General features: G+C 75.4%; 26 protein-coding genes and 2 pseudogenes. 13 read left to right on the top strand and 15 right to left on the bottom strand.

Annotation, left to right across the window (positions count from 1 at the left end):
* Window positions 1-53 precede the first annotated feature (53 nt).
* Window positions 54-2,138, top strand: coding sequence for a primosomal protein N' (locus ACFY0X_RS09075; RefSeq protein WP_387750968.1), 2,085 nt, complete (start codon window positions 54-56; stop codon window positions 2,136-2,138).
* Window positions 2,139-2,254: 116 nt separating this feature from the next.
* Here ACFY0X_RS09075 and ACFY0X_RS09080 read toward each other — a convergent pair whose 3' ends face one another.
* Entirely contained in the window at window positions 2,255-2,917 is a 663-nt protein-coding gene (locus tag ACFY0X_RS09080; protein WP_387750970.1) for a hypothetical protein, read from the bottom strand.
* Window positions 2,918-3,170: 253 nt separating this feature from the next.
* On the opposite strand from ACFY0X_RS09080, the gene def reads away from it, so the two are divergent.
* The 4 genes from def (at window position 3,171) to ACFY0X_RS09100 (ending at window position 7,801) form a co-directional block, all read left to right on the top strand.
* Entirely contained in the window at window positions 3,171-3,716 is a 546-nt protein-coding gene (gene def, locus ACFY0X_RS09085; RefSeq protein ID WP_387750973.1) for a peptide deformylase, read from the top strand.
* A gap of 42 nt (window positions 3,717-3,758) precedes the next feature.
* Window positions 3,759-4,697 carry a methionyl-tRNA formyltransferase gene (fmt, locus tag ACFY0X_RS09090; RefSeq protein ID WP_387750976.1) on the top strand — a complete coding sequence of 313 codons (939 nt, stop codon included), beginning with the start codon at window positions 3,759-3,761 and terminating at the stop codon, window positions 4,695-4,697.
* 90 nt (window positions 4,698-4,787) lie between these two features.
* Window positions 4,788-6,233 carry an RsmB/NOP family class I SAM-dependent RNA methyltransferase gene (locus tag ACFY0X_RS09095; RefSeq protein ID WP_387750979.1) on the top strand — a complete coding sequence of 482 codons (1,446 nt, stop codon included), beginning with the start codon at window positions 4,788-4,790 and terminating at the stop codon, window positions 6,231-6,233.
* 563 nt (window positions 6,234-6,796) lie between these two features.
* Window positions 6,797-7,801, top strand: a complete 1,005-nt coding sequence (locus tag ACFY0X_RS09100; protein WP_387750982.1) for a MerR family transcriptional regulator — start codon at window positions 6,797-6,799, stop codon at window positions 7,799-7,801.
* Window positions 7,802-7,860: 59 nt separating this feature from the next.
* On the opposite strand, the gene ACFY0X_RS09105 is transcribed toward ACFY0X_RS09100, so the two are convergent.
* The 10 genes from ACFY0X_RS09105 to ACFY0X_RS09150 all read right to left on the bottom strand — a co-directional run bounded on the left by ACFY0X_RS09105 (window position 7,861) and on the right by ACFY0X_RS09150 (window position 16,046).
* Window positions 7,861-8,385: a hypothetical protein gene (locus ACFY0X_RS09105; RefSeq protein WP_387750985.1), complete on the bottom strand. Its 525-nt coding sequence runs from the start codon at window positions 8,383-8,385 to the stop codon at window positions 7,861-7,863.
* A gap of 41 nt (window positions 8,386-8,426) precedes the next feature.
* Window positions 8,427-9,389 (bottom strand): polysaccharide deacetylase family protein, encoded by a 963-nt coding sequence (locus ACFY0X_RS09110; RefSeq protein WP_387750988.1) that lies wholly within the window; start codon window positions 9,387-9,389, stop codon window positions 8,427-8,429.
* Window positions 9,390-9,471: 82 nt separating this feature from the next.
* Entirely contained in the window at window positions 9,472-9,867 is a 396-nt protein-coding gene (locus ACFY0X_RS09115) for a sulfurtransferase TusA family protein (RefSeq protein WP_387750991.1), read from the bottom strand.
* Between the two features lie 139 nt (window positions 9,868-10,006).
* Complete coding sequence (locus tag ACFY0X_RS09120; RefSeq protein ID WP_387750994.1) at window positions 10,007-10,543, bottom strand: MarR family winged helix-turn-helix transcriptional regulator; 537 nt, start codon at window positions 10,541-10,543, stop codon at window positions 10,007-10,009.
* Between the two features lie 75 nt (window positions 10,544-10,618).
* Entirely contained in the window at window positions 10,619-10,975 is a 357-nt protein-coding gene (locus ACFY0X_RS09125) for a DUF6204 family protein (protein ID WP_387750997.1), read from the bottom strand.
* A gap of 162 nt (window positions 10,976-11,137) precedes the next feature.
* Complete coding sequence (locus ACFY0X_RS09130) at window positions 11,138-12,067, bottom strand: aminoglycoside phosphotransferase family protein (RefSeq protein ID WP_387751000.1); 930 nt, start codon at window positions 12,065-12,067, stop codon at window positions 11,138-11,140.
* A gap of 119 nt (window positions 12,068-12,186) precedes the next feature.
* Complete coding sequence (locus ACFY0X_RS09135; protein WP_387751003.1) at window positions 12,187-13,383, bottom strand: serine hydrolase domain-containing protein; 1,197 nt, start codon at window positions 13,381-13,383, stop codon at window positions 12,187-12,189.
* A gap of 304 nt (window positions 13,384-13,687) precedes the next feature.
* Window positions 13,688-14,377 (bottom strand): alpha/beta hydrolase, encoded by a 690-nt coding sequence (locus ACFY0X_RS09140; protein WP_387751006.1) that lies wholly within the window; start codon window positions 14,375-14,377, stop codon window positions 13,688-13,690.
* Window positions 14,378-14,409: 32 nt separating this feature from the next.
* Window positions 14,410-14,739, bottom strand: a complete 330-nt coding sequence (locus tag ACFY0X_RS09145; RefSeq protein WP_387751009.1) for a hypothetical protein — start codon at window positions 14,737-14,739, stop codon at window positions 14,410-14,412.
* A 383-nt stretch (window positions 14,740-15,122) separates the two neighbouring features.
* A complete protein-coding gene (locus ACFY0X_RS09150; protein WP_387751012.1) occupies window positions 15,123-16,046 on the bottom strand; it encodes an NAD-dependent epimerase/dehydratase family protein in 924 nt (307 codons plus the stop codon).
* Between the two features lie 187 nt (window positions 16,047-16,233).
* Between ACFY0X_RS09150 and ACFY0X_RS09155 the strand changes: the two genes are divergently transcribed.
* Together ACFY0X_RS09155 and ACFY0X_RS09160 are read left to right on the top strand one after the other, a co-directional pair.
* Complete coding sequence (locus ACFY0X_RS09155) at window positions 16,234-16,869, top strand: TetR/AcrR family transcriptional regulator (RefSeq protein WP_387751015.1); 636 nt, start codon at window positions 16,234-16,236, stop codon at window positions 16,867-16,869.
* Window positions 16,866-18,287: a carotenoid oxygenase family protein gene (locus ACFY0X_RS09160; RefSeq protein ID WP_387751018.1), complete on the top strand. Its 1,422-nt coding sequence runs from the start codon at window positions 16,866-16,868 to the stop codon at window positions 18,285-18,287. The genes ACFY0X_RS09155 and ACFY0X_RS09160 overlap by 4 nt, the downstream gene beginning before the upstream one ends.
* A gap of 102 nt (window positions 18,288-18,389) precedes the next feature.
* Here ACFY0X_RS09160 and ACFY0X_RS09165 read toward each other — a convergent pair whose 3' ends face one another.
* A complete protein-coding gene (locus ACFY0X_RS09165) occupies window positions 18,390-19,166 on the bottom strand; it encodes a class I SAM-dependent methyltransferase (RefSeq protein WP_387751021.1) in 777 nt (258 codons plus the stop codon).
* A gap of 253 nt (window positions 19,167-19,419) precedes the next feature.
* On the opposite strand from ACFY0X_RS09165, the gene ACFY0X_RS09170 reads away from it, so the two are divergent.
* Window positions 19,420-20,937, top strand: a complete 1,518-nt coding sequence (locus ACFY0X_RS09170; protein ID WP_387751024.1) for a PQQ-binding-like beta-propeller repeat protein — start codon at window positions 19,420-19,422, stop codon at window positions 20,935-20,937.
* A gap of 117 nt (window positions 20,938-21,054) precedes the next feature.
* Here the strand turns inward: ACFY0X_RS09170 and ACFY0X_RS09175 are convergent, their stop codons facing one another.
* Window positions 21,055-21,573, bottom strand: a complete 519-nt coding sequence (locus ACFY0X_RS09175) for a GNAT family N-acetyltransferase (protein ID WP_387751027.1) — start codon at window positions 21,571-21,573, stop codon at window positions 21,055-21,057.
* Between the two features lie 163 nt (window positions 21,574-21,736).
* Between ACFY0X_RS09175 and ACFY0X_RS09180 the strand changes: the two genes are divergently transcribed.
* Complete coding sequence (locus tag ACFY0X_RS09180) at window positions 21,737-22,546, top strand: alpha/beta fold hydrolase (RefSeq protein WP_387751030.1); 810 nt, start codon at window positions 21,737-21,739, stop codon at window positions 22,544-22,546.
* Between the two features lie 127 nt (window positions 22,547-22,673).
* Window positions 22,674-24,089: an alpha/beta fold hydrolase gene (locus ACFY0X_RS09185; protein WP_387751033.1), complete on the top strand. Its 1,416-nt coding sequence runs from the start codon at window positions 22,674-22,676 to the stop codon at window positions 24,087-24,089.
* Between the two features lie 83 nt (window positions 24,090-24,172).
* Here the strand turns inward: ACFY0X_RS09185 and ACFY0X_RS09190 are convergent, their stop codons facing one another.
* Window positions 24,173-24,742 (bottom strand): hypothetical protein, encoded by a 570-nt coding sequence (locus ACFY0X_RS09190; protein ID WP_387751036.1) that lies wholly within the window; start codon window positions 24,740-24,742, stop codon window positions 24,173-24,175.
* Window positions 24,730-24,888 (bottom strand): annotated as a pseudogene (locus ACFY0X_RS09195) (carboxylesterase); the annotation flags it as partial. The pseudogene ACFY0X_RS09195 and the gene ACFY0X_RS09190, both read right to left, overlap by 13 nt.
* 136 nt (window positions 24,889-25,024) lie before the next feature.
* On the opposite strand from ACFY0X_RS09195, the gene ACFY0X_RS09200 reads away from it, so the two are divergent.
* From ACFY0X_RS09200 to ACFY0X_RS09210, 3 genes and pseudogenes are all read left to right on the top strand, one after another.
* Complete coding sequence (locus ACFY0X_RS09200; protein WP_387751038.1) at window positions 25,025-25,621, top strand: hypothetical protein; 597 nt, start codon at window positions 25,025-25,027, stop codon at window positions 25,619-25,621.
* A gap of 256 nt (window positions 25,622-25,877) precedes the next feature.
* Complete coding sequence (locus ACFY0X_RS09205) at window positions 25,878-26,048, top strand: hypothetical protein (RefSeq protein WP_387751040.1); 171 nt, start codon at window positions 25,878-25,880, stop codon at window positions 26,046-26,048.
* Between the two features lie 120 nt (window positions 26,049-26,168).
* Window positions 26,169-26,876, top strand: a pseudogene (locus ACFY0X_RS09210) (VWA domain-containing protein); the annotation flags it as partial.
* Between the last annotated feature and the right edge of the window lie 18 nt (window positions 26,877-26,894).

Raw genomic sequence — 26,894 nt, forward strand, 5'->3', positions numbered from 1 at the left:
GGGCGGGCGCCGCTTCGTGCATTGTCGGTGTGACCTGGTAGTACTTGGTGGCGATGAGCAGCACAGGGGAGAACGGGGCCGCCGAGCCGGAGCAGCTGGCGTTCATCCGGGAGACGGTCAAGCGGGCCAAGCCGCGCACCTGGCGCGGGGCCAAGCGGGCCGAGCACCTGCCGGTGGCCCGGGTCGTGGTGGACAAGGGCGTGCTCACCATCGACAAGTTCTTCGACTACGAGGTGCCGGCCGACATGGCCGAGGAGGCCCAGCCCGGCGTCCGGGTCCGGGTGCGGTTCGGGGCGCGGGTGGTCAAGGGCCAGCGCGAGGGCGGGGAACTGCACGACGGGTTCATCGTCGCCCGGCTGGAGAAGAGCGACTTCGCCGGCCCGCTCGCCCCGCTGGCCCAGGTGCTCTCGCCCGAACCGGTGCTCACCCCGCAGCTGCTGCGGCTGTGCCGGACCGTCGCCGACCGGTACGCCGGGACGCTGGCCGACGTGCTCCAACTGGCGATCCCGCCCCGGCACGCCAAGGCCGAGGCCGAACCCTCCCCGCCGCCGCTGCCGCGCCCGGCCGCCCCGGCCCCCGGCGGCTGGCAGCGCTACCCGGCCGGGCCCGACTTCCTCGCCTCGCTCGCCGCGGGCGGCTCGCCGCGCGCCGTCTGGTCGGCGCTGCCCGGGCCCGGCTGGCCGTACGAGATCGCGCGGGCGGTGGCCGCGACGCTGGCGAGCGGGCGCGGGGCGCTGGTCGTGCTCCCGGAGGGGCGCTCGGTGGCCCGGGTCGACCAGGCGCTGACCGAACTGCTCGGCGCCGGGATGCACGTGGCGCTGGAGGCCGACCTCGGCCCGCGCGAGCGCTACCGGCGCTGGCTCGCGGTGAGCCGGGGCTCGGTGCACGCCGTGGTCGGGACGAGGGCCACCATGTTCGCGCCGGTCCGGGACCTCGGGCTGGTCGTCGTCTGGTCGGACGGGGACGGCAGCCACAGCGACCCGCGCGCCCCGCACCCGCACGTGCGCGAGGTGGCGCTGCTGCGCGCCGCCGAGGAGGGCGCGGCGGTGCTGCTCGGCGGGCACGCGGTGACGGTGGAGGGCGCGCAGCTGGTCAGCACCGGCTGGGCGCGCCCGCTGGTCGCGGACCGCGAGACGGTGCGGCAGGTCGCGCCCAGGGTGCGGACCGTCACCGACCAGGACCAGCACCGGGACGCCGCCGCCCAGGCCGCCCGGCTGCCCTCGGTGGCCTGGGAGGCCGCCCGGGAGGCGCTGGCCGCCGGGCACCCGGTGCTCATCCAGGTGCCCCGGCGCGGCTACGTGCCCCGGCTGGCCTGCGGGCGCTGCCGCACCCCCGCCCGCTGCCGGCGCTGCGAGGGGCCGCTGGAGGCGCCCTCGGCGGACGCCTCGCTGTGCTGCGGCTGGTGCGGGGAGCCGGAGAACGACTGGCACTGCCCCGAGTGCGGGTCCTTCCGGCTGCGGGCCCAGGTGGTCGGGGCCCGGCGGACGGCGGAGGAGCTGGGCAAGGCGTTCCCGCGCATCCCGGTGCGGACCTCGGGCCGGGAGGCGGTGCTCACCACCGTGCCGGACGAGCCCTCCCTGGTGATCTCCACACCCGGCGCGGAGCCGGTGGTCGAGGGCGGCGGCGGGTACGGGGCCGCGCTGCTGCTGGACGGCTGGGCGCTGCTCAGCCGGCCCGACCTGCGGGCGGGGGAGGAGGCGCTGCGGCTCTGGCTCGCGGCGGCCGCGCTGGTGCGGCCCTCGACGGAGGGCGGGACGGTGGTCGTGGTCGCCGAGCCCTCGGCCCGGCCGGTGCAGGCGCTGGTGCGCTGGGACCCGCTGGGGCACGCCGGGATGGAGCGGGACGAACGGGCGCAGCTGCACTTCCCGCCGGTGTCCCGGATGGCCTCGGTGAGCGGGAGCCCGGCGGCGGTCGCGGACCTGCTGAACCTGATCCGGCTGCCGGAGGGGGCGGACGTGCTCGGCCCGGTGCCGGTGCCGGCGCTGCGGGGGGAGGAGCAGGAGCGCGCGCTGCTGCGGGTGGCGCCCGGGCAGGGGGCCGCGCTGGCGGCGGCGCTCAAGGCGGCGCAGATCGCGCGGATCGCGCTGCGGACGGCGGAGGCGGTGCGGGTGCGGGTGGATCCGACGGACATCGGCTGAGGGGGCTGTTGGGCCCGGGGCACGGGCGGGCCGGGGCGAGGACGGCCGGGGCCGGGGCCGGTGGGGCGGGGTGAGTGGGCCACCCCGCCCCGGACGGCCCGGCTGCGGCGGTTCGGTCAGCCGCGCAGCGGGATGCCGGTTCGGTCCGCCTGGGGGCGGTCGGCGGTCGTGGCGCGGTCGGTCGTGGCGTGGTCGATCGTGGTGCGGTCCAGCGGGGTGCGGTCGATCGTGGTGCGCTCCAGGGGGGTGCGCTCCAGGGCGGTGCGGTCGATCGTGGTGCGCTCCAGGGCGCTGCGGTCCAGGCCGCCCTGGCGGGCCGCCGGGACGGTCGTGGCCAGACCGGTGCGCTCGGCGCCGGTGGGCAGCTCCTCGGAGCGGTCCGGGCGGCTCTGGCCCGGGACGGCGCCGCTCGCGGCGAGGAGCTCGCTGGTCGGGCGACGCATGCCGTAGCGCCGGTGCACCGCCTGCTTGGTGACCCCGAGGGCGGAGCCCACCGAGTCCCAGGAGAAGCCCAGCGCCCGGTCGAACTCGACCGCCGCCGCCACCAGCGTCTCCACGCTCTCCCGCAGCTCCTGCGCCAGGCGCACGGTCGGCGCCGGCGCCCGCCCGTACACCACGAAGCCGGCCGAGGTGCTCGGTCGGCGCGGACGGTAGACGTTGCCCAGTTGAGCGGTGAGCGTCCGCAGCGCGTCGACCTGCCGCCTCACCCGCTCGATGTCCCGCACCAGCAGGTGCAGGCTCGCCCGCGCCCGGGCGTCGTGGTTGATCTGCTCGGCCATGGCCTACGTGCCACCTTCCGTACGGTTCAGCTCGGCCGGGCGCGGTGTCCCGTGCGCCCGGCCCCGGTCAATCTCTCTTGACCAACGCCGAAGCGGGGGCCGGGGTAACGCGGCTCGGCACAGTCGGGCCGTACCGGCCGCGGATCCGGGCGCCGGGAAGCCCTCGGCGGGCGGCCGCGCGGGTTGCATAGACTGGCGGGTGAACCAGCGGCCGACCGCAGCCCGCGCCCCTACGGACAGGAGCCCGTACCCCGTGGCGATCCAGCCGATCCGTCTCTTCGGAGACCCCGTCCTGCGGTCCACCGCCAAGCCGGTGACCACCTTCGACAAGGAACTGCGCAAGCTGGTCGCCGACCTCACCGACACCATGCTGGACGCCCCTGGCGCAGGCCTCGCCGCGCCCCAACTCGGGGTGTCCCTGCGGGTGTTCACGTACCACGTGGACGGTGTCACCGGGCACCTGATCAACCCGGACCTGTCGCTGAGCGAGGAGGAGCAGGACGGCCCCGAGGGCTGCCTGTCGCTGCCCGGTCTGCGCTACGACACCAGGCGCGCGTACGGCGTGGTGGCCAAGGGCTTCAACATGTACGGCGATCCGGTGACCCTGGAAGGCACCCAGCTGCTCGCCCGGTGCATCCAGCACGAGACCGACCACCTGGACGGCATCGTCTTCATCGACCGGCTCGACCGTGAGCAGCGCAAGGCCGCGCTGAAGGCGATCCGGGAGGCGGACTGGGGCGGCGGGCCGGCCCCGGTGGTCAAGGTCTCGCCGCACAGCACCTTCGGCTCCGCCCGCTGACTTCCGCTGGTTTCCTGAATTCCGCTTGTAGAAAGGCACTTGATGCGTCTCGTCTTCGCCGGCACCCCCGAGGTCGCCGTTCCCGCCCTGGAGGCCCTGCTCGCCTCGGACCGGCACGAGGTCGTCGCGGTGGTCACCCGCCCCGACGCTCCGGCCGGGCGCGGGCGCAAGCTGGTCGCCAGCCCCGTCGCCCAGCGCGCCGAGGAGGCCGGGATCGAGGTCCTCAAGCCGGTGAAGCCCAGCGACCCGGACTTCGTCGCCCGCCTCACCGAACTCGCCCCCGACTGCTGCCCGGTGGTCGCCTACGGCGCCCTGCTGCGCCCCGGCACCCTGGAGATCCCCGAGCGCGGCTGGGTCAACCTGCACTTCTCGCTGCTGCCCGCCTGGCGCGGCGCGGCCCCGGTCCAGCACGCGGTGCTGGCCGGCGACGAGGTCACCGGCGCGTCCACCTTCCTGATCGAGCAGGGCCTGGACTCCGGCCCGGTCTACGGCGTGATCACCGAGGAGATCCGCCCGACCGACACCAGCGGCGAGCTGCTCACCCGGCTCTCGCTCTCCGGGGCCCGGCTGCTCGCGGCCACCATGGACGGCATCGAGGACGGCTCGCTGCACGCCGTGCCGCAGCCGGCCGAGGGCGTCACGCTCGCCCCGAAGATCTCCGTCGAGGACGCGCGGATCGACTGGAACCACCCCGCGCTGCGGGTCGACCGGGTGGTGCGCGGCTGCGCGCCGGCCCCGGGGGCCTGGACGGAGTTCCGGGGCGAGCGGCTGAAGGTCACCGGGCCGGTGAAGCTGCTGCCGGACTCCGCCGAGCTGGCGCCGGGCGAGGTCGCGATGGTGGGCAAGAACAGCGTCCGGGTCGGCACCGGCAGCCACGACGTCGAGCTGGGGGAGGTGCGTCCGCAGGGGAAGAAGGAGATGCGGGCCGCCGACTGGGCGCGGGGCGCGCGGCTGGAGGCGGGGGAGCGCCTCGGAGGCTGACGCTCCGGTTTGGCGCTACTGTTCGTTCGAGATCGTCAGTGTTCGTTGATAGCCGTTCGTCGATAACCACCGCAGCACCTTGAGGCACCTGTGACCACCCCCGGCAGTAACTCCGGCGCCAAGCGCGCTCCCCGCCCGCACCGCCGCCCGAAGAAGGACCCGGCCCGGATCGTCGCGTTCCGCGCGCTGCGCGCCGTCGACGAGCGCGACGCGTACGCCAACCTGATCCTGCCCTCGCTGCTCCGCGAGGCCGAGCAGAAGGGCATGGACCGGCGCGACGCCGCCCTCGCCACCGAGCTGGTCTACGGCACCCTGCGCCTGCAGGGCACCTACGACGCGATCATCGCCGCCTGCATCGACCGGCCGCTCGGCAAGGTCGACCCGCCGGTGCTGGACGTGCTCTCGCTCGGCGCCCACCAGCTGCTCACCACCCGCATCCCCAGCCACGCGGCCGTCTCGGCGACCGTCGAACTGGCCCGGGTGGTGCTCGGCGACGGCAAGGCCAAGTTCGTCAACGCCGTACTGCGCCGGATCAGCGCCCATGACCTGGACGCCTGGATCGAGCAGGTCGCCCCGCCGTACGACCAGGACGCCGAGGACCACCTGGCGGTCGTGCACTCGCACCCGCGCTGGGTGGTCTCCGCGCTCTGGGACTCGCTCGGCCGCTGGCAGCCGGACGCCTCCGGGCGCACCGCGGTGGAGGAACTGCTGCGGGCCGACAACGAGCGGCCCGAGGTGACCCTGGTCGCCCGGCCCGGCCGGGCCACCGTCGGCGAGCTGGCCGACGCGCTGCCGGAGGCCCAGCCGGGCCGCTGGTCCCCGTTCGCGCTGCGGCTCGCCGAGGGCGGCGACCCGGGCTCGGTCGCGGCGGTGCAGGAGAACCGCGCGGGCGTGCAGGACGAGGGCAGCCAGCTGGTCGCGCTGGCGCTGGCCTCGGCGCCGCTGGACGGGCCGGACCGGCTCTGGCTGGACGGCTGCGCCGGCCCCGGCGGCAAGGCCGCGCTGCTCGGCGCGCTGGCCGCCGAGCGGGGCGCGGCGCTGGTCGCGAGCGAGAAGCAGCCGCACCGGGCCCGGCTGGTGGCGCGGGCCCTGACGGGCAACCCCGGCCCGTACACCGTGATCGCGGCCGACGGGACGCGCCCGGCCTGGCGCTCCGGCGGCTTCGACCGGGTGCTGGTCGACGTGCCGTGCTCCGGCCTCGGCGCGCTGCGCCGCCGCCCGGAGGCGCGCTGGCGGCGCCGGCCGGCCGACGTGGCGGCCTTCGGCCCGCTCCAGCGGGACCTGCTGCGCTCGGCGATCGAGGCCACCCGGGTCGGCGGGGTGGTCGGCTACGCGACCTGCTCGCCGCACCTCGCGGAGACCCGCGCGGTGGTGGACGACGTGCTGCGCGGCGAGGGCGGCCGAGTCGAGTGGATCGACGCCCGCCCGCTGCTGCCCGGCGTCCCGGCGCTCGGGGACGGGCCGGACGTGCAGCTCTGGCCGCACCTGCACGGGACGGACGCGATGTATCTGGCGCTGCTGCGGCGTACCGCCTGATCCGCGGCGGGCGGGCCCGTCGGGTTCCGCCGGCTCCCCGCCGGGGTGTCACCTCGGTGGGGAGGCCGGAGCGGTGGGGAGGTCGGGGCGGTGCGGTGTCCGGAGCGGCGGGGCCGGGGAAGCGACCCCACGAGACATGCGGCGCGACGCGGCTGTTCCGTTGGCGCGGGGTGCGACCCCGGGCGGCTGCCCCTCCCGACCGTGGGAGACGAGCAGTGTCATCGGGGATTCGACGATCGCCGGACGAACCCGCCGGTTCGCGGAGTGCTGCGGCGGAACCCCGGTCCCACCGGGCCGAGGGGGACGGCGTCCGGCTCGATCTGATCGCCCTGATGGCGATCCCGGCGGTGTGCACCCTGGTCTGTCTGTCTGTCTGTCTGTCTGTCTGCCGACCGGTACGGGGTGCCGCAGGCGGTCATCGGTGGGGCGGGCGTCCTGTTCGCCGCCTGGCGGACGCCGCGGCGGTCCGAGCGGGGGGAGTGCCGACGGCGCGGGCCCCAGCGGTGAGCCGGTCGCGAACGGTGCTTGCATCTCCCGTGGGGGGAGGTAGCAGGGTGGTGGCCATGAACGGCGACACGACGTACACCATCGGTGAGCTGGCCCGGCGGACGGGGCTGACGGTCAAGACCGTCCGCTTCTACTCGGACCAGGGGATCGTGCCGCCGGCCGACCGCAACCCGGCCGGCCACCGGCGGTACGGCGCCGACGCCGTCGCGCGCCTGGAACTGGTCCGCACCCTGCGCGAGCTCGGGCTCGGACTGCCCGCGATCCGGCGGGTGGTGGAGCGCGAGCTGACGCCGGCCGACGTCGCCGCCGCGCAGGCGGAGGCGATCGACGTCCAGATCCGGGTGCTGCGGCTGCGGCGGGCGGTGCTCGGGATGGTGGCCAGGCTCGGTTCGACGCCTGAGGAGTTGACGCTTGTGCACCAGTTGGCCCGGCTCACGGAGGACGAACGGGGGCGGTTGATCGGGGAGTTCCTGACGGGGGTGTTCGACGGGATCGCCGGTGGCGGGCGGTTCGCCGCCGCGGCGCGCTCGTTGACGCCGGAGCTGCCGGAGGAACCGTCGGCCGAACAGGTCGAGGCCTGGGTGGAGTTGGCGCGGTTGGCGGGGGACGCCGGGTTCCGGGCGCTGTTGCGCGGGCTCGTGGAGGCGGAGGCGGCGGAGGCCGCGGGCGTGGAGGCGGCGGGCGTCAGGGCGGCGGGCGTCGGGGCGGTGGGCGTCGGGGCGGTGGGTGCGGAGCCGGAGGCCGGGGTCGGTCTGCCGAGGCCCGGACTGGCGGTGGCGGTGCGGGAGTTGGCCGGACCGGCGGTCGCGGCCGGGGTGGAGCCGGGGTCGCCGGAAGGGGCGGCCGTCGTCGCGGCGCTGGTGGAGCGGTACGGGCGGTGGTGCGCGGGGGCGGTGCCGGCGGATGCCGGGGCCGTGCGGGACCGGCTGGCGGAGCGGCTGGGGGCGATGGCCGATCCGCGGCGGGAGCGGTACCTGGAGCTGCTGGCGGTGGTCAACGGTTGGCCGGCGCCGGAGAGTTGGGCGACGGAGGTGGACTGGGCGGTGCGCGCCGTGGCGTGAGCCGGTGCGCCGGGTCGGTGCGGGGCCGGGGGACTGGTGAGGGGGCCGGGACCGCGTGGCTACCGGCGGGCGGAGCCGGGGAAGGTGGTGAGGAAGGCGTGGGCCTGGGCGCGGAGGTGGTCGACCGGCGGGTCCTCGCAGATCACCTCCAGGCCGAGTCCGGTCGCCCGGCCCAGGTCGTAGTAGGACTGGTAGGCGAGGTACGGGCGGTGGTCGTCGGTGGGGTCGAGTCCGACGGCGAAGGTCGCGAAGTGCGGCTGGGGCTCGCTCCCGTCAGGGGTCGGGTCGGCCGCCTCGGTCCCCGCCGAGAGCGAGCCGGGCGAGCCGGTCGGTCCGGCTGAGCCGGCTGATCGAGTCGGTCGGGATCGGGAGAGCTGCCATTCGAACTCGTACGGCTCGGGCTCAGCGGGCAGGTCCAGCAGGGCCTGGGCGAGTCGGCGGACCTCCTCCGGGTTCGCGAAGGGGATCGACTCCGACCAGTACGGGGTCGAGGCGAGCAGTTCCCAGTCGTCGCCGCTGTGGCCGACGGTCAGGGCCCACTCGCCGGTCCGGTCCTGCCAACGGCAGCTGATGATCGGGTTCACGGTGGTCAACCTCCGTGTGGCGCTGGGGTGTTCGTAGCTCCTCATCGTGGCACACCGGGCGGGCCGGGAGCGTCGGCCGTGAGCCGTCCTCGGGCCCGTTCCCAGGCCTCCTGGAGCGTGCGGTAGCCGAGGACGGTGATGCCGTGCTCGGTGAGCAGCCGACGGGCCTCGGCGGAGACGAGGAACGCGTGGTCGGTGTACCGGACGCGCCAGCCGTCGTCCGGGTCGCTGGTGTTCGGGTCGCCGGCGCTCGGGCCGGACAGGGCGGGGTGCAGCGCCCACTCGGTGAGGCCCGGTGGGAGGGCGGCGAGCAGGCGGGCGTAGTGGGCGGGCTTGCCGTCCAGGGGGACGGAGAAGCTGTCGAGGAAGCCGTGGTCCACCACCGGCAGGCCGCGCTCGCGCATCCGGGCCAGCGCGGGCGGCAGCCAGACCCGGACCGCCAGGCCGTACTCGGCGCCGAGGGCGAAGGTGAGGTCGAGGATGTCCTCGCGGCCGCCGTCGGCCAGGCAGTGGAAGTCGAGGTGGGTCGGGGCGAGGCCGGCCGCCGCCACCGCGTCGATCTGGGCGCGGAACTCGCGCTCGACCTCGTCGAGTCGGGCCCGGGCGAGCAGCTCGGCGCGTCCGGCCGGGGTGGGGGCGTAGAGGTCGCCGGAGGCGTCGAGGAGGGAGGACACCCGGTCGCGGGCGGTGAGCGGGCCCCAGCGGCGGTCGGCGGACTCGCAGACCAGCGTGAGGTGGACGCCGAACGGGACCTCCGGGTGCCGGCGCAGCAACCGGAGCGCGTGCGGCGCGGCGGCGCAGGGCGTCATCAGGCTGCAGGAGGCGGCGACGCCGTTCCGGACGGCGTCGATCACGGCGAGGTTGACGGACTCGTCCAGGCCGAGGTCGTCGCAGTTGAGGAGAAGGAGGCGGGCGTCGGGCGGGTGGCCGAGGAGGTGGTTGACGGTGGGGGGTGGGGCCGGGCGTGTGGGCGGGCTCGTGCGCGGGGCGTCGGCTGCGGGCATGGACGCAGTCTGGCCCGACGGTGGGGGCGGGGGCGCGGGAATTTCCGGGGCGCGGGTCCCTGGCGGGCGGTGTGAAGGGTGGTCAGTCGGTGCCGGTGCTGGTGCCGGTGCCGGTGCTGGTGCCGGTGCCGGTGCCGGTGTGGGTGTCGGCTGCGGGGGCCGGGTGCCAGGGGCGGTCGGGGCGGGTCGGGACCGGGGCGGAGGTGAGGCGCAGCGCGTACACCTCGCGGTCGGTCGCCTCGTACGGGACCTGGCCGAGGTACGCGTGGCCGGTCAGGTGGCACCACGCGGGGAGGTCGAGCGGGGCGGCGGGGTCGGTGGTGTGGATGTGGACCACCGCGCCGGCGGGGAGGTGGGCGATCCGGGCGCGCAGCTTGAGCAGGAGCTGGACGCAGAGCAGACCGGTGCCGTCGATGGTGAGGTCGGGGGACGCCGCCGTGGCGGTGTCGGGGCAGACGGCCTCGGGGGTGTCGGTCATGGTGCTGCCCTTCGCGGGGGTGTGCGTGGTGCCGGTGGTGCGGGTGATGCGTGTGGTGCCAGTCGTGCGGGATCAGCCTAGGACGTGGGATCGGGCGGCGGGTGTGGCGGGGGTGTGGGTGGGGAGCTGGGTCGGCGGATCAGCCGAGGCGCTGGCCGGGGGCGGTGCCGCCGAGGCGGGCGAGGAGGGTGGACAGCAGCCCGAGGTCCTCGGTGCTCCACCGTTCTGCCGTGAAGTGGTCGGCGGCGACCTGTCGGGCGGTGTGCAGCATCTCGGTGAGCCGCTCCCGGCCGGTCGGGGTGAGGGCGGCGTAGGCGACCCGGGCGTCGCGGGCCGCCGCCTCGCGGGCGACCAGGCCGATCCGTTCCAGCGGCGCGAGGCCGCGGGTGACGCCGGAGGCGGTGAGTCCGAGCGCTTCGGCGAGGTCGACCCGGCGCATCCGGGCTCCGGGAGCCTGGGAGAGGTGGAGCAGCATGGTGAAGTCGGCCAGGCTGACGCCGTGCAGGCCGCTGAGGCTCGCGTCGAAGCGCTTGACCACGGCGGTCTGGGCGCGGACCAGCCGCAGGGCGGTGTCCAGCGGGTCGGGGCCCGGGCCCGTGGCGGTCGGTGCGCTCCCGGTCCGCTCGACCTGCGCCTCCGGCGTCGGGGGTGCCGGCTGCGTCGGCTGTTCTGTCATTGCCACCTCCTTGACTACTCAAGTATATCCCGACGCGGAGCCGTCAAGGAGGTGGCGGAGGGGGAGGGGGTCGGGTCAGCGCGTGGCGTTGGCGGCGCGGCGCTGACGCTTGCCGAGCGGCGCCTGGGAGAGGTCCTCAGCCTGGGATCGGAGGTTCTTGTAGCCGTAACCGCGTTGGGCGAGCCAGGTCTGCGCCGACTGCTCGGCCCGCTCGGTGGCCTCCAGGATGTCCTCCTCGGCCTCGCCCTCGTCGAGGAAGCGGAAGGTGAAGGCGGCGCGCGCGGAGAGGTCGTAGCTGAGGTGGCCCTCGCGGGTGAAGGCGGCGTGCAGCACGTCGTGCTCGGGTGCGGCGGCGAGCAGGTCGGCGCGCTGATCGTCGGTCAGGCCGTCGAAGACGCCGCGCACCATGATGCGGAAGGTTCGAGTGGTCATCCCCCGACCATAGGCAGCAGGGGCCGCCGACCGCCAACACGATTTCGAGGTCGCGACTGCGGTGGTGCGACTGCGCTGGTACGAGTGCGGTGGTGTCGGGTGGGGCTCCTTTCGCGAGGGGCCGGGTGTGTCTCGGCGCTCGTCGGCGGTCGGGTGTGCCGGTCAGGCGGGGGTGAGCGCTTCGGCGAGCCCGTCTGCGTACCGGGTGAGCCGGTCGAGCTCGGGGCCGCCTCGGGCGAGCCGGAAGCCGTGCCGTCGACCCCAGAAGGCGGCCTGGACTGCGTGGAGTTGGGCCCAGCGACGGGTGCGTGCGCGGTCCAGCTCGGCGGCCTCGGTGAAGACGTCGAGCGCGCGGAGGAGGGCGCGGCGCACGTTCGTCGCGCCGAGCAGGGCCAGGGCGTGCGCCTTGAGCAGGGTGCCGCCGTCGTAGGCTCGGTCCCCCACGTAGCCCTTGGGGTCCACGGCCAGCCAGGGTTCGCGCTCGGCCCGCAGGATGTTGCGGGGGTGGAGGTCGCCGTGGACGAGCACGTCCGGCTGGGTGCGGGCGAGCTCGCGGACGGTCGCGAGGGCGGCGCCCACCGCGCGGGCCGACAGGGGGTGGGCCAGGGACGCCGCGTCGCTGCGCAGCCCGGCCTCCCAGTCCGCCGCCTGGTCGCTCAGCCGGGGCAGCCCCGGAGGCGCCGGGACGGCGAGCCGGCGACTGAGCCGCCCGGCGACCGTCAGCACCTCGTCGCTGTCCCGGACCTCCGCGAGCGTGGTCGGACTCGCCCGTTCGAGCAGCATCGCGAAGCGCTCGTCGTCCCGTTCGTACAGCCGGACGGCGCCCCGGCCCGCCCACACCGCGAAGGCGTCCGGCTCGTGCACGTTGCCCGGGTGGGGGAACGAGACCTTCAGTACGGCCGCGCGCCCCGCCGCCTGTCGGACGGGAAGGATCAGACCGATGCCGCCGTGGGTGGCCCCGCCGTCCGGCACGCAGCCCCAGCGGTCCAGCAGTTCGGCGGCGATGCCGGGGAGTTCGGCGATCCAGGCGGAGCCGGGGGCTCCCTCGCGGTCGACGGTGGTGCGGGCGAGGGCGTCGGGGACGGTGATCATGCGGGTTCCTTCAGGGCGGCGGGTAGCGGGGCGGGCGCTCGGCGGCGGGTGCTCGGGGGCGCGGGGTCGATGCGGTCGTCGGTGCGGGTCGTCGGTGCGGGTCGTCGGGGCGGTCGGGTTCAGGGGGCGAAGGGGCCGAAGGCCGTGGCGGCGAGCCGGAGCGCCGGTGCGGGGGTGCCGTCGCCGGTGCCGATGGAGTAGACCAGCCGCCTGCGCAGGTCCGGGGTGGTGAAGATGCCGTCGGAGTACCCGAGGTCGTGCCCGGTCTTGCCCCAGACCACCGTGCCGTCCCGCAGGGGGATGGCCATCAGCCCGGCGCTGTAGCAGGCCAGCCCCTTGTCCGGGCCGAACCGGCACTCGCCCGCCCCGCGGACGGGCAGCAGCCGGCCGGAGGCGTCCCGGGGCAGGGTGAGCAGGTCCTGCAGTTGCCGGGGCGGCAGGAGTTCGCCGTCCAGCAGGGCGCTCAGGAAGCGGTCCAGGTCGGCCGGGGTGGACACCATCGACTCCGGGTTGCCGCCCTGCTCGGAGACGTCCGTCGGAGTGCCGGCGTTGTCGGGGAAGTAGCCGGCCAGGTGGGGTTCGGGCATCGAGGGCCTGCCCTCCGTCACCTCGGTGTGCCGCAGGCCGAGCGGCCTCAGGATGCGGGCTGTGACCTCCTCCCTGACCGTGTGTGCGGTCACCTGCTCGATGATCCGGCCCGCCAGCCGGTAGTTGAAGTTGTTGTACTCCTGCGCGGTGCCCGGGTCGAAGGCCGGGACGGCCTCGGGCAGACCGTCCTCCGGGTGGGGACGCAGCGTCCGCTGGATGACCTGGTCGAGCGTCTCCGTCGCGAACCGCTGGGCGATCAGGCCGTCCCGGTCCACGCCCTGCGGGCCCTCGACGGCCTGCGGCAGTCCACTGGTGTGGTCGAGGAGTTGACGGACGGTGATCGGCAGCGTGAAGCCCGCCGGGAGCGTTCCGGGCAGGTACTGCTGGACGGTGCCGTCCAGGGAGATCCGCTGCTCGGCGGCGAGTTGGAGCAGCACCGCGGCGACGAAGGTCTTGTTGATGCTGCCGATCCGGAAGGCGGCGTTCGGCGCCACCGGCCGCCCGCTCACCGGGTCGCCGGTGCTGCCGCGCCAGACCACGCCGTCGACCGTCACCCGGGCGACCGCGCCCGCCGCCGGATCGCCCGACCGGGCGGCGATCGCGGCGTCGAGGGCGGCGGGATCGGGACCGGCGGGTGGGGTCCGGCCGAGGGCGGGCGCGGGGGGCGCGGCCGCGAGGAGCAGGGCGGCGAGACCGAGGGCGAGGGTGGTGGGCTTGCTGACGGCCATGTGCTCTCCGGTGCTGCTGGGACGGGTGTGGGGCGGGCAGGCCCGCCTTGGAGAACACGAGGCTGACGGACATTCAGTTGCGCGGCCGCGGTGCGCAGGCGGAGATCTTGGGCACGGAACACGGCGGAGACTCCCTTCCGCGGCGGCCCGGGTGGCCGCCGTCGCGGTGACTCCAAGACTGATCGCCAGAACCCTGTTCGCGCATGTGCCGATCGGCAGGAACCCCACGGAAATGCGGTCGGTCCTCCCCTGCCGATCGGCAGGGGAGGACCGGGGAGCGGAAGGTGCGGACGGCGGGGGGCGGCTACACCCGCGCCGGGAGCCGGGTGCAGACCGTCCCCGCCACCAGGGGAGCGGGTTCGGCGCCCAGGGCGGCCAGGGTGAAGGCGGTGGTCAGCGCGCTGATGTCGCGGGACTCGCGGATCAGGAGGTGGTTGGCGCCCGGGGCCTCGTAGCGTGCGAGGTCCGGGACGACCCGCCGGGCGCGCAGCGCGTACTCCAGGGACTGGGTGGCACTGGCCGAGCTGTGGTCCCCGGTGCCGTGCACGATCAGCACCCGCCGCCCCGCCAGCTGGTCGACCGGGTCGCCGCTGGGCAGCCAGGGCGCGATCCCGGCCACGCCGACCACCGAAGGGTGCCCGGCGCACCAGAAGGCGGCCCGCCCGCCCAGCGAGTTGCCGACCAGGACGACGGGCGTGCCCGGGTACAGCCGGGCGAGCTCGTCGAGCGCCCAGCGGGTGTCGACGGCGGTGTCCGCGTCGGCGCCGTTCCAGCCGCCGTGGCGGTAGCGCAGCAGGTGCACCGCGAGGCCGTGCGGGCGGCCGCGGTCGGTGAGCTCGGCGGCCAGGTCCCGCAGGCCCAGCTCGGCGACCTTCAGCGGTGCGCGCCGGCTGCGGATGAATCCGCCCGGCAGCAGCAGGGCGACGCCGTTGACCGGCCCCTCGCCCTGCCACGGGGTCAGCTCTGCGGTGCGCGGACGCTGCGCTCGGAACACGCGAATTCCCTCCTGATGTGTACAGGCGGATTCTACGGTTCCGACGACGGGTCGCGGTGCGCCAGTAAGGACCACAGGACCCAGCCGGACACCCGGGTGCGCTCCACCATGACCTTCGCCCAGCGGGCGCCGAGCGGCGAGGTCCAGGTGTCCACCACCTCGACCCGGTCACCCGAACGGGCGAGGCCGATGACGGTCTCCTCGCCGAAGTGGTCGACCCGGACGTTGGCGGCGTTGGCCGACACCTCCCACCAGCCCGCGCCGAGCTCGGGCGGCAGGTCGGTGCCCGCCGAGACGGCCGCCGGGACGAGCAGGATGCCCAGCGCGACCACGGTGGCCGTCGCGCGGCCGATCACAGCCACGGGAACCTCCTTGCGGTGTCGTGCGCGGGCGACGGGAACGGCGTCGAGATCGGGGGAGGCATGTACAGCAGAACGAGCCGACCGGGCGTACGCGTACTGTCCGGCGAAGAGGTTGACCCGGTCGGCTCAGCACGATGCGGAGATCGGGTGCGCCGACGGCCCGGGGCAAACCTTGGTCCCGCGCCAACTGGCAGACCGTGGCGGAGGGTTGGCGCGCACCTGGCGGACGGCCGGCGCGCCGATCGGCGCGCGAGCGCCCGGGGCCGGTGCGCGCCCGGGACGCACCGCGTCGGCGAGGGCGGGATGCGTCGGAAGGGTGCCCGGAGCGGGGAGTCGGCCGGGCCGACTCCCCGCTCCGGACGGGCGCGCCAGGTGCCCGGCGGTCAGTGCGGGACGGCGGCCGGGGCGGTGCGGGGGTCGGGGTGGCGCGGGGTCCAGTGCAGCTCGCGGGCGGCCTTGGCGCTGGAGACCCGCAGGGTGGTGTCCAGCATCAGCTCGCCGAGGTACGGCACGGCGGCGCGCAGGGCCCAGCCGGGGAGGCGGAGGGCCGGGCGGCCGCGGCGGGCGACGGTGGCCAGCTCACCGAAGCTCGCCGGGTGGTCGCCCGCGAGGTTGTAGGCCTCGCCGCCCCGGCCGTGCTCCAGCGCGGCCAGGGTCGCGGTGGCGGCGTCCTCGACGTGGATCCACGACAGCACCCCGCCGCCGCCCAGCGGCACGGGCATCGGGCGGGCGCCGGGGGTCGGGTCGAACCAGGTGCCCGGCCCGTGGAACAGGCCGTAGCGCAGGGCGATCCCGGCGACGTGCGGCGCCTCGAAGGCCCGCTGCTCGGCCTCGACGAGGCCGGTGACGACGTGGTCGGAGGAGGTGGGCCGGGAGCCGGTGCGGTACACGCCGAACGGGTCCTCCTCGGTGACGGGCCGGTCCCCGTGGTCGCGGTAGCCGTAGCCGAGGACGAGGGACTGGGTGAGGAAGCGCGCGGCGCCCAGGACCCGCGCGGCGGCCAGCAGGTTGGCGGAGCCGCGGACGCGCAGCACGTTGGTCGGATTGTCGGCGGCCACCCTGCGGGAGGGCGCGCGGAGGGCGGTGAGCTGGTGGATCACCGCGTCCGCCGCCAGGCCGTCCACCGCGCGCAGCAGCCCATCGCGGTCCAGCGCGTCGGCCCGTACGGGCGTGCAGCCCGCGGCCAGGACGGCCCGTTCCGATCGCTCGGAGCGGGCCAGGGCGAGGACCTGGTGGCCCGCGCCGGTCAGCACCCTGGTCAACGGGGCACCGATCGCCCCGGTCGCACCTGCCAGCAGTACGCGCATCGCTCGCTCCTTCGAGTCGTTCGGGTCCTTCGGGTGGTCCTGGCCTTCGGGTCGGGCCGGCCCGAGGCCGTCACCAGCAGGGACCGGGCGGGCCGCCGGAACGTGACACGGCCGCGGGGACACGGGTTCGGAGGCGGCTCGCCCGAAGGGCTGGTAACAGTGTTTCCCATCGGTTACGTTGTTACCCATGAGCACGCCCTACCAGGACGCGCAGCGGACCGGCCAGGACGCCGTACGCGCCGTGATCCTCGACCGCGCCATCTCCCTCCTCGTCGCCGAAGGCCCCGCCGCGCTGACCGTGCGCCGGATCGCCGCCGAGATCGGCTCCTCGACGAAGGTGCTGTACACGATGTTCGGCGGGAAGGAGGGCCTGCTCGACGCGCTGTACCGGGAGGGCTTCGCGCGGCTGCGCCGAGCGCAGGAGCAGGTCCCGCGCGGTGCCGACCCGTTGGCGTACCTGACCGAGCTCGGCCGGGCCTACCGGGAGCGGGCGATCGCCGAACCCGCCTACTACCGGGTGATGTTCGAGCAGCCGGTGCCCGGGTTCCGGCCCAGCGCCGAGGCGTTGGCCGTGGCGGACGGCGCGTTCGGCGCCTCGGTGGCCGCCGTGGACGCCTGCATGGCGGCCGGAGCCTTCCGGCCCGGCGACGCCCAGGAGGTCTCCAAGCTGTTCTGGGCGGCCACCCACGGCGCGGTGAGCCTGGAGCTCGCCGGCCACTTCGCGCCGGCCGAGGCCGGGGCGCGCTACGAGGCGCTGATGGCCGCGCTGGGAAGGGCGTTCGGCGCAGGCACCCCATCACCGGACGAGAGGTCGACACCATGAACCGTGACACCGCCAGCCGCAGCCGCAGTACCAGCGGCAGCGACACCGGCCGCAACCGCTACCTGTCCGGCAACTTCGCCCCGGTGACCGAAGAGGTCACCGCCTACGACCTGCCCGTCACCGGCCGGATACCGGCCCACCTGGACGGCCGCTACCTGCGCAACGGTCCCAATCCGCTGGGCATCGAGGACCCGGTCGCGCACCTGTGGACGCTGGGCGCGGGCATGGTCCACGGCGTCCGGATCAGGGACGGGCGGGCCGAGTGGTACCGCAACCGCTGGGTCCGCTCCGGCGCGGTCGCCGACCGGCTCGGCGAGCCCCGGCGCGGCACGCCCGTCGACGAGCGGCTGGACGTCTCCCCGAACGTGCAGGTCGCGGGCCTCGCCGGGCGCACCTACGCGCTGATCGAGGGCGGCATCCGCCCGTACGAACTCACCTACGAGCTGGACACGGTGGGCCCCTGCGAGCTGGGCGCCACGCCGGAGGGGTACAGCGCCAACGCCCACTCGATCCTCGACCCGCACACCGGGGAGCTGCATTCGCTGGCCTTCCGGTACGGCTCCGAGCACGTGCAGCACATCGTGATGGACGCCGCCGGGGACGTCAGGCGCAGCACGCTGATCGAGGTGCCCGGGAACCCGTACATGCACGACTTCGCGCTCACCGAGCGGTTCGTGCTGCTGTACGACACACCGGTGGTGTTCAGCGCGGCGCACCTGGCCACCGGGGTGCCGTTCACCTGGGACGACCGGCGGACCGCCCGGGTCGGCGTGATGCCGCGCGAGGGCGGCGCGGTGCGGTGGTTCGAGCTCGCGCCGCACCTGGTCGGGCACACCCTCAACGCGTACGAGCGGACGGCGGATTCGCTGGTGGTCGACGTCGTGCGGCACCCGCCGGGCATGGACCTGCGGGCCATCGGCGCGAGCCGGCCCACGCTCGACCGCTGGACGATCGACCTGGCGGCGGGGACGGTGCGGGAGGAGCGGCTGGACGACCGGGTCCAGGAGTTCCCGCGCCTCAATCCGCGCCGCACCGGCCGCCCTTACCGCTACGGCTACGCGGCCGCCGTCGAGCTCTACGCGCCGCCGGCCGGCCCCGGGGACGACCGCCCGGACGAGGGCTTCAGCAACGCCCTGCTCAAGCACGACCTGGAGCGGGGGACCGTCGAGGCCCACGAGTTCGGGCGGGACGGGGCGGTGGGCGAGGCGGTGTTCGTCGCCGCCGAGTCGCCGACGGCGGAGGACGACGGGTACCTGATGGCCTACGTCCTCGACCCGGCCCGGGGCGCGACGGACCTGGTGATCCTCGCCGCCCAGGACTTCACCGGCGAGCCCGTCGCCCGCATCCACCTGCCGGTGCGGGTGCCGCTGGGCCTGCACGGGAACTGGGTGCCGGGCGCGGAGCCGGGCCGACCGTAGGGGGCGAATATTGGCCCGCTCACCCCCGGCCCCAGTCCCAGTCCCAGCCCCGGCCACCCCGGCCTGGCCCGCCCCGGCCCCGGCGCGACCTGACGGGCGGCGTCATCGGGGCCGGGTGGCCCGGAGGGAGTAGGACTGCGGGGCGGGGGAGCCGGCCGGGACGCGGAAGTGGCCGTGGGCGTGCTCGTGGAGGAAGTCCAGGCGCAGGCCCGCGTCGGCCAGGGCGGTCACCACCTCGCCGAGGCCGTGCTGCCACTGGACGGTGACGGTGGCGTCGAGCCGGGCGTCCGGGTCGGCGTAGGTACCGGGGTGGTCTACGACGATCGGGGTGCGCTCGAAGTAGTCCTCCTCGAAGCCGCGCCCGTCGTCGGCGAGGACATCGGCCACCGGGTGGTGCTCGGCGACGTAGAGGAAGCCGCCGGGGGAGAGGAGCGCGGTGACCGTCCGGGCCCAGCGGGTCAGGTCGGGGAGCCAGCAGAGCGCGCCGAAGCCGGTGTAGACGATGTCGTACGTCCGCCCGTCGAGCGCCTCGACGGCCTCGTAGACGTCGGAGGTGACGAACCGGGCGTCGTCGGCGCCGACCCGGGCGGCGAGGTCGGCGGCGGCCGCGACGGCCGGGGCGGAGAAGTCGAGCCCGGTGACGACGGCGCCGCGGCGGGCCCAGGAGAGGGTGTCGAGCCCGAGGTGGCACTGGAGGTGGAGCAGCGTCCGGCCGGTGACGTCGCCGACCTCGGCGGGCTCGTAGTCCTGGAGGGTGTCACGCCCCGCGACGAAGCCGGGCAGGTCGTAGAACCGGCCGGCGGCGTGGACGGGTACGCGCTCGTCCCAGTTCGCACGGTTGGCGGTGCGCCAGTCGGGGGTCGTGGGAGTCGCGGTCATGTCGGGAGACGGTAGTCAGCGGCCCGGGGGGCGGGCAATCGATTTCCGCCGCGAGGAAGGCGGCCGGGGGGAGCCGGGACGGACAGACCCTAGGGGCGGGGACGCACCGTGCCCTCTGCGCCGGGGCCTGGTATGTGCGGGTCATGGCCGGGGTTTTCCCTGCTCTTTGTTCCGGACCATGGCGCGCTCTGCGACGATCCGATGATCGTCGCCCCGTCGCGGGTGGGCGGCGCGTCGCAGGGGAGAGACCGGCATGGCCGTTCGGCGGCCCGAGGACAGTGTCGTCCGGGCGGGGTGGGGAGCCGGGTTCGCCCGGGCCGGGGCGACCTGGCCGGTGGTCTCGGGCGGGGTCCTGGGGGCGATGTTCGCGAGCATGGGGCTGGCGGTGCTGTTCGGCCGGGCGCACGGGTTCGGCGGCGACAGCCTCGCCTACCTGGGGATCGTCAGCGTCCTCGGGCTGGTGCCGTGCGGGGCGGGCTTCGTCTGGGCACTGATCCACCCGAGGGCCGGGCTCCCCTCGGCCGCCGTCGGGGCGCTGCTGGGGCTCGGGATCTTCGTCGGCTTCGCCGGGGACGGGCTCAACGACTCCTGGAAGGCGCCGCTGGACCGTCCGTCCACGATCCGCGCGGTGGGCAGCTGGGCCGGCGGGGGCCTGGTGGTGCGGGTCCGGCCGGACCTGGTGGTGGCGTACCGCGGCGACACCGGGGCCGTCGCCTGGCGCTGGACCCCGCCCGGCGAGGACTCGGTGTGCGCGATGAGCCGGGGCACCGGGCCGGACGGGACCGGCCGCGGCGGCGCCGTCGGCCTGATCGGCCACTCGCCGCCCGGCCGGCCGTGCTCCGCCGTCACCGCGCTCGACCTCGCCGACGGCGGGGAGCGCTGGACCGCCACCGTGGACGCGCCCGCCCGGGATGGCGACGACGCGACGCCGGACGTGCTCGCGGTGGCCGGGCCGCAGGCCCTCCTCCAGGAGAAGGCCGGCTGGCGCGCGGTACGGCTGGCGGACGGCCGGGACGTCTGGCATAGCGCGGCCGACCCCGGCTGCGCCCCGCTGCAGGTCGCGGGCGGGCCCGGGGACGCCGTCACGGTCGCGCGGTGCGGCGACGCGCCGCCCTTGCTGCGCTCGCTGGCGCCGGCGGACGGCCGGGAGCGGCAGCGGATCGCGCTGCCCGCGGCGGGCGGGCTGAGGAACCTCGCGGTGGTGTCGGTCGACCCGCTCGCGGTGTGGGTGGACGCCCAGGCGGAGGGCGGCACCCACGCGGTGCTCAGCTACGACCGGGCCGGCCGGCAGCGGGCGGCGATACCGGTCGCCGGGGACGAGTACGACCTGGACGTGATGCTGGGCGGGCTGCACGCCTTCGACGAGTTCAGCGCCCGGCCGCTGTTCGGCGGGGTGGTGGTGGGGGACCTGTTCGTCGTGCCGGGCGAGAGGCCCGGCGACGTCGGCATCAGCGGTGGCGGCGGGCACCCGAGCCGGACCGCCACCGGCCGGCTGCTGGCGTACTCGCTCACGGACGGCGGCAAGCGGTGGACGGCGGGGCTGGACGACCGGGTGACCGGGCTGGTGGTGGACGGCGGCTCGGTGTGGGCGATGACCCGGGGCCGGGTCACCCGGGTGGAGGCGGCGACCGGGCGGCGGAGCGCCGTGCTGGACGTCAACGACACCGCGTCGCTCTACCCGGTGGACCTGTCGCTGTCGGGCCCGGAGCGGTTCACGGTGGTGGCGGAGGACGGGACGCGGGACGAGCCGCCGGTGCGGGTGATGAGCTGACAGGCGGCTGCCGGCGGCCGCCCGACCGCACCCGGCAGCCCCCGACGCCGGCAGCCCCCGACGCCGGAAGCCCCCATGCCGGCAGCCCCGACGCCACAAGCCCTGACGCGGGCAGCCCTACGCCCGGAACCCCGGGTAGCCGAGGACGAGGATCCGCTCCGCCGGTCGCAGGACGTAGGGGACCGCCTTCCCGGTCGGCTCGAAGCCGAGCCGCCGGTAGAACGCCTGGGCGCGCTCGTTGTCCTCGTGCACGCCCAGGGTCAGTGCCCCCACGGTGGTGTGCTCCCGGGCGTGCCGGATCACCGCGTGCACCAGCTCGGCGGCCGGGCCGCCGGCTCCGCGGTGCGCCGGGGCGACGTAGACCGAGTGGATGTGCACGTGGTCGGGGACGTCCGCCAGCGGCTCGACGCCGGCGATCCCGACCCGGGCGCCGTTCCCGTCACCGGCCGTGAAGGTGGCGCTCTCCCGCGCGGTGGCCTGGTGGGCGGCCCGCTGCCGCCAGTGGTCGTCGGGGAGGGCGGCGGTGTCGGGGTAGGAGGAGCTGAAGGCGTTCGGGGAGTCCCGCAGCGCCTCCAGGGTGATCCCGCGCAGTTCCCGCCACTCCCCGGCGGCCAGCCGGCGTACGTCGTAGTGCATGCGTCGAGCCTGGCACGGGCGGTGCGGCGGCCGGATCGCGCCCGGGGATGACCTTCGTCACCGGAGCTCCCCCGGGAAGGGGACCCGCCGCCGGAGGATCTGAGCGTTCCGGGCGGTTGTGTCAGTCTGGTGGGGGAGCACCGCCGAGATCGGGAGGCTCGTGATGACCGAGATCAGGGTGAACGGGGTGGCGCTGCACTACGAGGCCCACGGAGAGGGCCCCGGCGTCGTCCTGGTCCACGGTTCCTGGAGCGACGCGGACTCCTGGGCGCGGGTGCTGCCGGGCCTGGCCGAGTCCACCACCGCGGTCGCCTACGACCGCCGGGGGCACAGCCGCAGCGAGGACCTGCTCACCCAGGGTTCGGTGCACGAGGACGCGGCCGACCTGGCCGGGCTGATCCAGGGGCTGGGCCTGGCGCCCGCCTTCGCCTACGGCGACTCCTACGGCGCACTGGTCACCCTCCGGCTCGCCGCCGCCCGGCCCGACCTGCTGCGCGGGATCGCCGTGCACGAGCCGCCGGGCACCGGCATCCTGCTGGCCGACCCGGACCTGCGCCCGATCGGCACCGCCTTCGCCGACCGGATCGCCGCCGTCCGGGAGCTGCTGGAGCAGGCCGAGTCCGCCGCGGCCGCCGAACTGTACGTGGACAGCCTCGCCTTCGGCCCCGGTGCCTGGGAGCAGCTGCCCGCGCCGGTCCGGCACACCTACATCCGCAACGCGCCCACCTACCTGGACGAGCTGCGCGACCCGGACGCGCTCGACCTCGACCTCACGGGGCTCTCCCGGTTCGGCGAACCGGCGCTGCTCACCCAGAGCGACGACAGCGCGCCGATGTTCGGCGAGGTGCTGGACCTCATCGACCTCGCCCTGCCCAAGGCGGAACGCCACCTGTACGAGGGCGCCGGGCACGCCCCTCACCTGTCGCAGCCGGAGGAGTGGGTGCGGGTGGTGCTGCCGCGGGCGCTGGGCTGAGGAGTCCCCGGCCGGACGCGCGCTGTTCGCGTAACGCCCGCCGCACGCTCGCCGTCGAAGTGCCCCGGGGCGCAGGCTACTTCCGTGACCGCGTCGGCATGGACGCGGTGCGAGCGGAAGGACGAACATGACGAGTACGCGCGGCCGCGTCGCCGCCCTGCTGGGCGCCCTCGCGGTGGTCGCCGGTACCACCCTGGCCACCCCCGCCCTCGCCTCCACCGGACCCGGCACCGGAACGGGCACCGGCACCGGAACCACCCCCGGCACCGGGATCACCGGGCAGGCGCCCTGCCCGGACGCCCCCGAGCTCACCTGCGGGACCCTCACCGTCCCGCTCGACCACCGCGGCGCCACCCCCGGCACCCTCGACCTCCGGGTGGCCGTCACCGGCACCACCAGGGCGCCCAAGGGCGACCTGCTGTTCCTCACCGGCGGCCCCGGCCAGCCCGGCGTCCCCGGGATGGACCGGATCGCGGCCAGGCTGGAACCCGTTCTCAAGGACTACCGCCTGGTGATGTTCGACCAGCGCGGCACCGGCCGGGGCGCGCTCCGCTGCCCGGGCCTCCAGGAGGACATGGGCTCCTCCGACCTCGCCGTGCCGCGCAAGCAGTCGATCGCCGACTGCGCCGCCGCCCTCGGCCCGAACGCCCGCTTCTACAGCACGGCGGACACCGTCGCCGACATCGACCTGCTGCGCCGCGCCCTCGGCGACCGGCGCCTCACCCTGGACGGCGTCTCCTACGGCACCGTCGTCGCCGAGCGCTACGCCCTCGCCCACCCGGCGCACGTGGCCCGGCTGGTGCTCGACTCGGTGGCGCCGCGGCAGGGCTTCGACCCCCTCGACCTGGCCGCCCTACCCTCCACCGCCCGGGTCCTGCGGGCGGCCTGCCAGGCCACCGGCTGCACCACCGACCCGGCCGCCGACCTCGCGGCCACCGTCCGGCGGTACGGCAACGGGGCGCAGCTCCTGAGCGCGCTCACCGGCTACGAGTTCATCGACCCCGACTACGGCGCGGTCCCGGAGATCCTGCACGAGGCCGCGGCCGGTCGGCCCGCGAAGCTCCAGGACTTCTTCGACCTCGTCCACCGGGAGGTCGACGCCGCCTCGGCCGAGGAGCTCAGCCAGGGGTTGCACTCCGCCACCCTGTGCGCCGACTCGCGCTTCCCGTGGGGCACCACCGACACCCCCGTCGAAGGCCGCGCGGCGGCGCTGGAGCGCACCCGGCAGCGGCTGACCGCCGAGCAGACCTGGCCGTACGACCCGGCGACCGCGACCGGGCTCGGCAGTCTCCTGGTCTGTCTCGACTGGCCGCGGACGCCGGTGCCGCCGATGCCGTCGGAGCACCGCAGGCTGCCCGACGTGCCGGTCCTGCTGCTCGGCGGCGACCGTGACCTCGCCACACCGTACGAACTGATGGACGAGTACGCCGAGTTCGCGCACCACCCGCGGATCGTGATCGTGCCCGGGGCGGCGCACTCGGTGCAGAACCGGGCGGCGAACCCGGCCGGACGGCAGGCGGTGTACGACTTCCTGCTGAAGTAGCGGGAGCCGACGGGCCGTTGCGCACGCGAGGCGGAACGGCCCGTCGCGGGTCCGGAGTTCGGCCGCGCGCCCCAGTCGCCGCCCTACTGTTCGACGCTCGCACCCCACCCGTCGTCCGGCAGGGTGCCGTCCGGCTCGGGGCACTCGGCGTGCTCGAAGCCCCACAGCACCGCCTTGTGCAGCACCCACTCCGGTAGCGGCGGCCGGTCGTAGCCGTCGCGGTCGGTGAGCACCAGCTCGACCCGGACCTCCTCGGCGGGCGAGAACTCCAGGTTCCGCTGGTTCGGCAGGTTCTCGTACGTCAGCGTCCGCCAGCCGTGGCCGGTGGCGGTGAGCGCGGGCGTCAGCTCGGCCTCGGTGACGCGGGTGGCGAACGTCAGCGCGCCGCCGCCCGGTTGGGGGAGGTCGAGCTCGCCGTGCCAGACCGGCAGGGACAGCGAGTGGAGCTTGCGGCAGCGGCAGAACACCGCCTGCACGTCGCCCCAGCCGAAGGCGTGCGGCCACCGGCTGTTCCGGTGGACCCGGCCGCCGTCCCACGGATCGCCGTAGCGGGCGGCGAGTTCGGGCAGCGAGGCGCCGTAGCGCAGCTCGCCGAGGCCGCCGGTGGTGGCCAGGGCGGTGACGAGCGGGAGGAAGCCGGTCAGTCCAGGCACGCGCGCACCGCCTCGATCAGCCGGTTCGCCCGGGCGTCGCCGTGGCCGATCATCCGGTTGGCGACGTAGGCGAAGCCGACGCCGAACTCGTCGTCCCCGAAGGCGAACTGGCCGCCGGCGCCGTCGTTGCCGAAGCTGCGGGCGCCGCCCCAGCCCTGGTGCTGCTGCATCTGTGGTGCCCCGTTCTGCCCTGGTCTTTCCTCAAGATCGACCGAACCACGCTACGGGAGCCGGGCGGCCCTGACGAGGGGATCTCACCAGGCCGGGGCTGGTGGGACGGATGTGGCAGACTCCCCTGCCATCGAGAAGGAGGAGGAGCGGGTGGACCGTGAGGCGCTGACGGCGCTCTGGGAACGACGGTGGCCCGGCACCGAGCCAGTCGGGTACGAGATCGGCCGGGAACGGGACGTCTGGGTGCGGTTCCACAGCCTGCCGGAGTCCAAGCGGTACCCCGACGACGAGCGGGAGTACGCGATCGTCCTGGAGCGCCACAACACCGTGCTGGACGAGCTGTTCGCCGGCGCCGAGGTGTACGTCCTCACCCCCAGGTGGACGGGCTCGGCGAGCGTCCCCCGGATGCGCCGGGACGCCAAGCACTGGCGGACCTGGCTCCAGTCGGACGACGAGGTGCCGGAGTTCCGCACGTACTGCCACGTCTTCGTGGAACGGCGGCAGTGGCGGCGCGGCAGCCTGGACGGGCTGCTGCGCCGGGTCGCCGACGACCGGGAGGGCGGGGTGATCATCACCGGCACCGGCATGCGGCGGCTCTACCACCCGTACGACGGCGGAGCGGACGTCCACCTGGCCACGACGGAGGAGCGCGACCGGCTGAGGGAACGGCACGCCGACTGGCTGTCGCGGCACCCGGGCGGCCTGTGAGCGGGGGCCGCCCGAATTCGGATGACAGCCGGGGCCGGGTCCGCGACCATGTGCCGGTGGCCATGGAACCGGACCTTCTCAGCCTGAACATCGTGTGCCCACCGGACGGCAAGGGCGGCGTGCAGGTCCGCCCGGTCGTCAACGGCCGGGATCTCCTGGCAGAGGTGCTCCCCGGCGGCGTCGGAGGCTCCCGGTACATGGCAGCGGACCCCCGGTCCCTGTTGGGCCGGGCCGGGCCGACACGGACCTGCCCCACGTGCAGTTCGGGACGACCCTCTGGATCTCCGAGGACGCCCCGGAGCTCCAGGCCGAGCAGCTCGAAGCGCGGCTGACCGCAGCAGATCCCCGGGCCACCGCCGAAGTCTGGGGAGGGTACGAGGTTGATCGACTGGGCTACCCGTGGCCGTCCGACCCGCTGTTCCTGTGAACGGCTGCTTCGCGTAGCGGCTTGCCGCCACGCCTGTCCGCGCCGCAGAGTGTCCGGGGCGCGTCGACGATCACGCGCTCCGGCGGCCCCCGGCTGCCGCGGTGAGTGAGGGAGTGGCCCGTGGCCGTCAGTCTGAGCAAGGTCGAGCAGAGCGCGCCCGCGCTGGTGAACCTCTACAAGACCGCGAGCGCCTCGGTGGAGCGGAGCGGGCTGAGCGGCCAGCGGTTGGCCGTGTACCTGGTGATCGACTACTCCGGCTCGATGAAGCCCTACTACAAGGACGGCAGCGTCCAGGCGCTCGCGGACCGGGTGCTGGGGCTGTCGGCCAACCTGGACGACGACGGGAGCGTGCCCGTCGTGTTCTTCTCCACCGAGGTGGACGCGGAGGAGGAGATCGCCCTGGCGGACCACGCGGGCTGGATCGACCGGATCGTCGCGCGCCTCGGCCACATGGGCCGGACCAGCTACCACCTGGCGATGGATGCCGTGGTCGAGCACTTCCGGAAGAGCGGTACCACGGCGCCGGCCCTGGTGCTGTTCCAGACGGACGGCGGGCCGATCGACAAGGGCGCGGCGGAGCAGCGGCTGTGCGAGGCCGCGAAGCTGCCGATCTTCTGGCAGTTCATCGGGTTCGGCGACCCGGGCAGCCGGCAGTTCGACTTCCTGCGCAAGCTGGACGAGTTGGCGGTCCCGGCGAGACGGCCCATCGACAACGCGGGCTTCGTCCACCTGGGGCCGGACCCCCGGAAGGTCTCCGACCAGAAGCTGTACGACCTGCTGCTCGCGGAGCTCCCGGTGTGGCTCAGGGCCGCCCGGGCCCAGGGCGTCGCACCGGACGGCCCGGAA

The sequence above is a fragment of the Kitasatospora sp. NPDC001547 genome (genome assembly GCF_042894165.1).
GTDB lineage: Bacteria > Actinomycetota > Actinomycetes > Streptomycetales > Streptomycetaceae > Kitasatospora.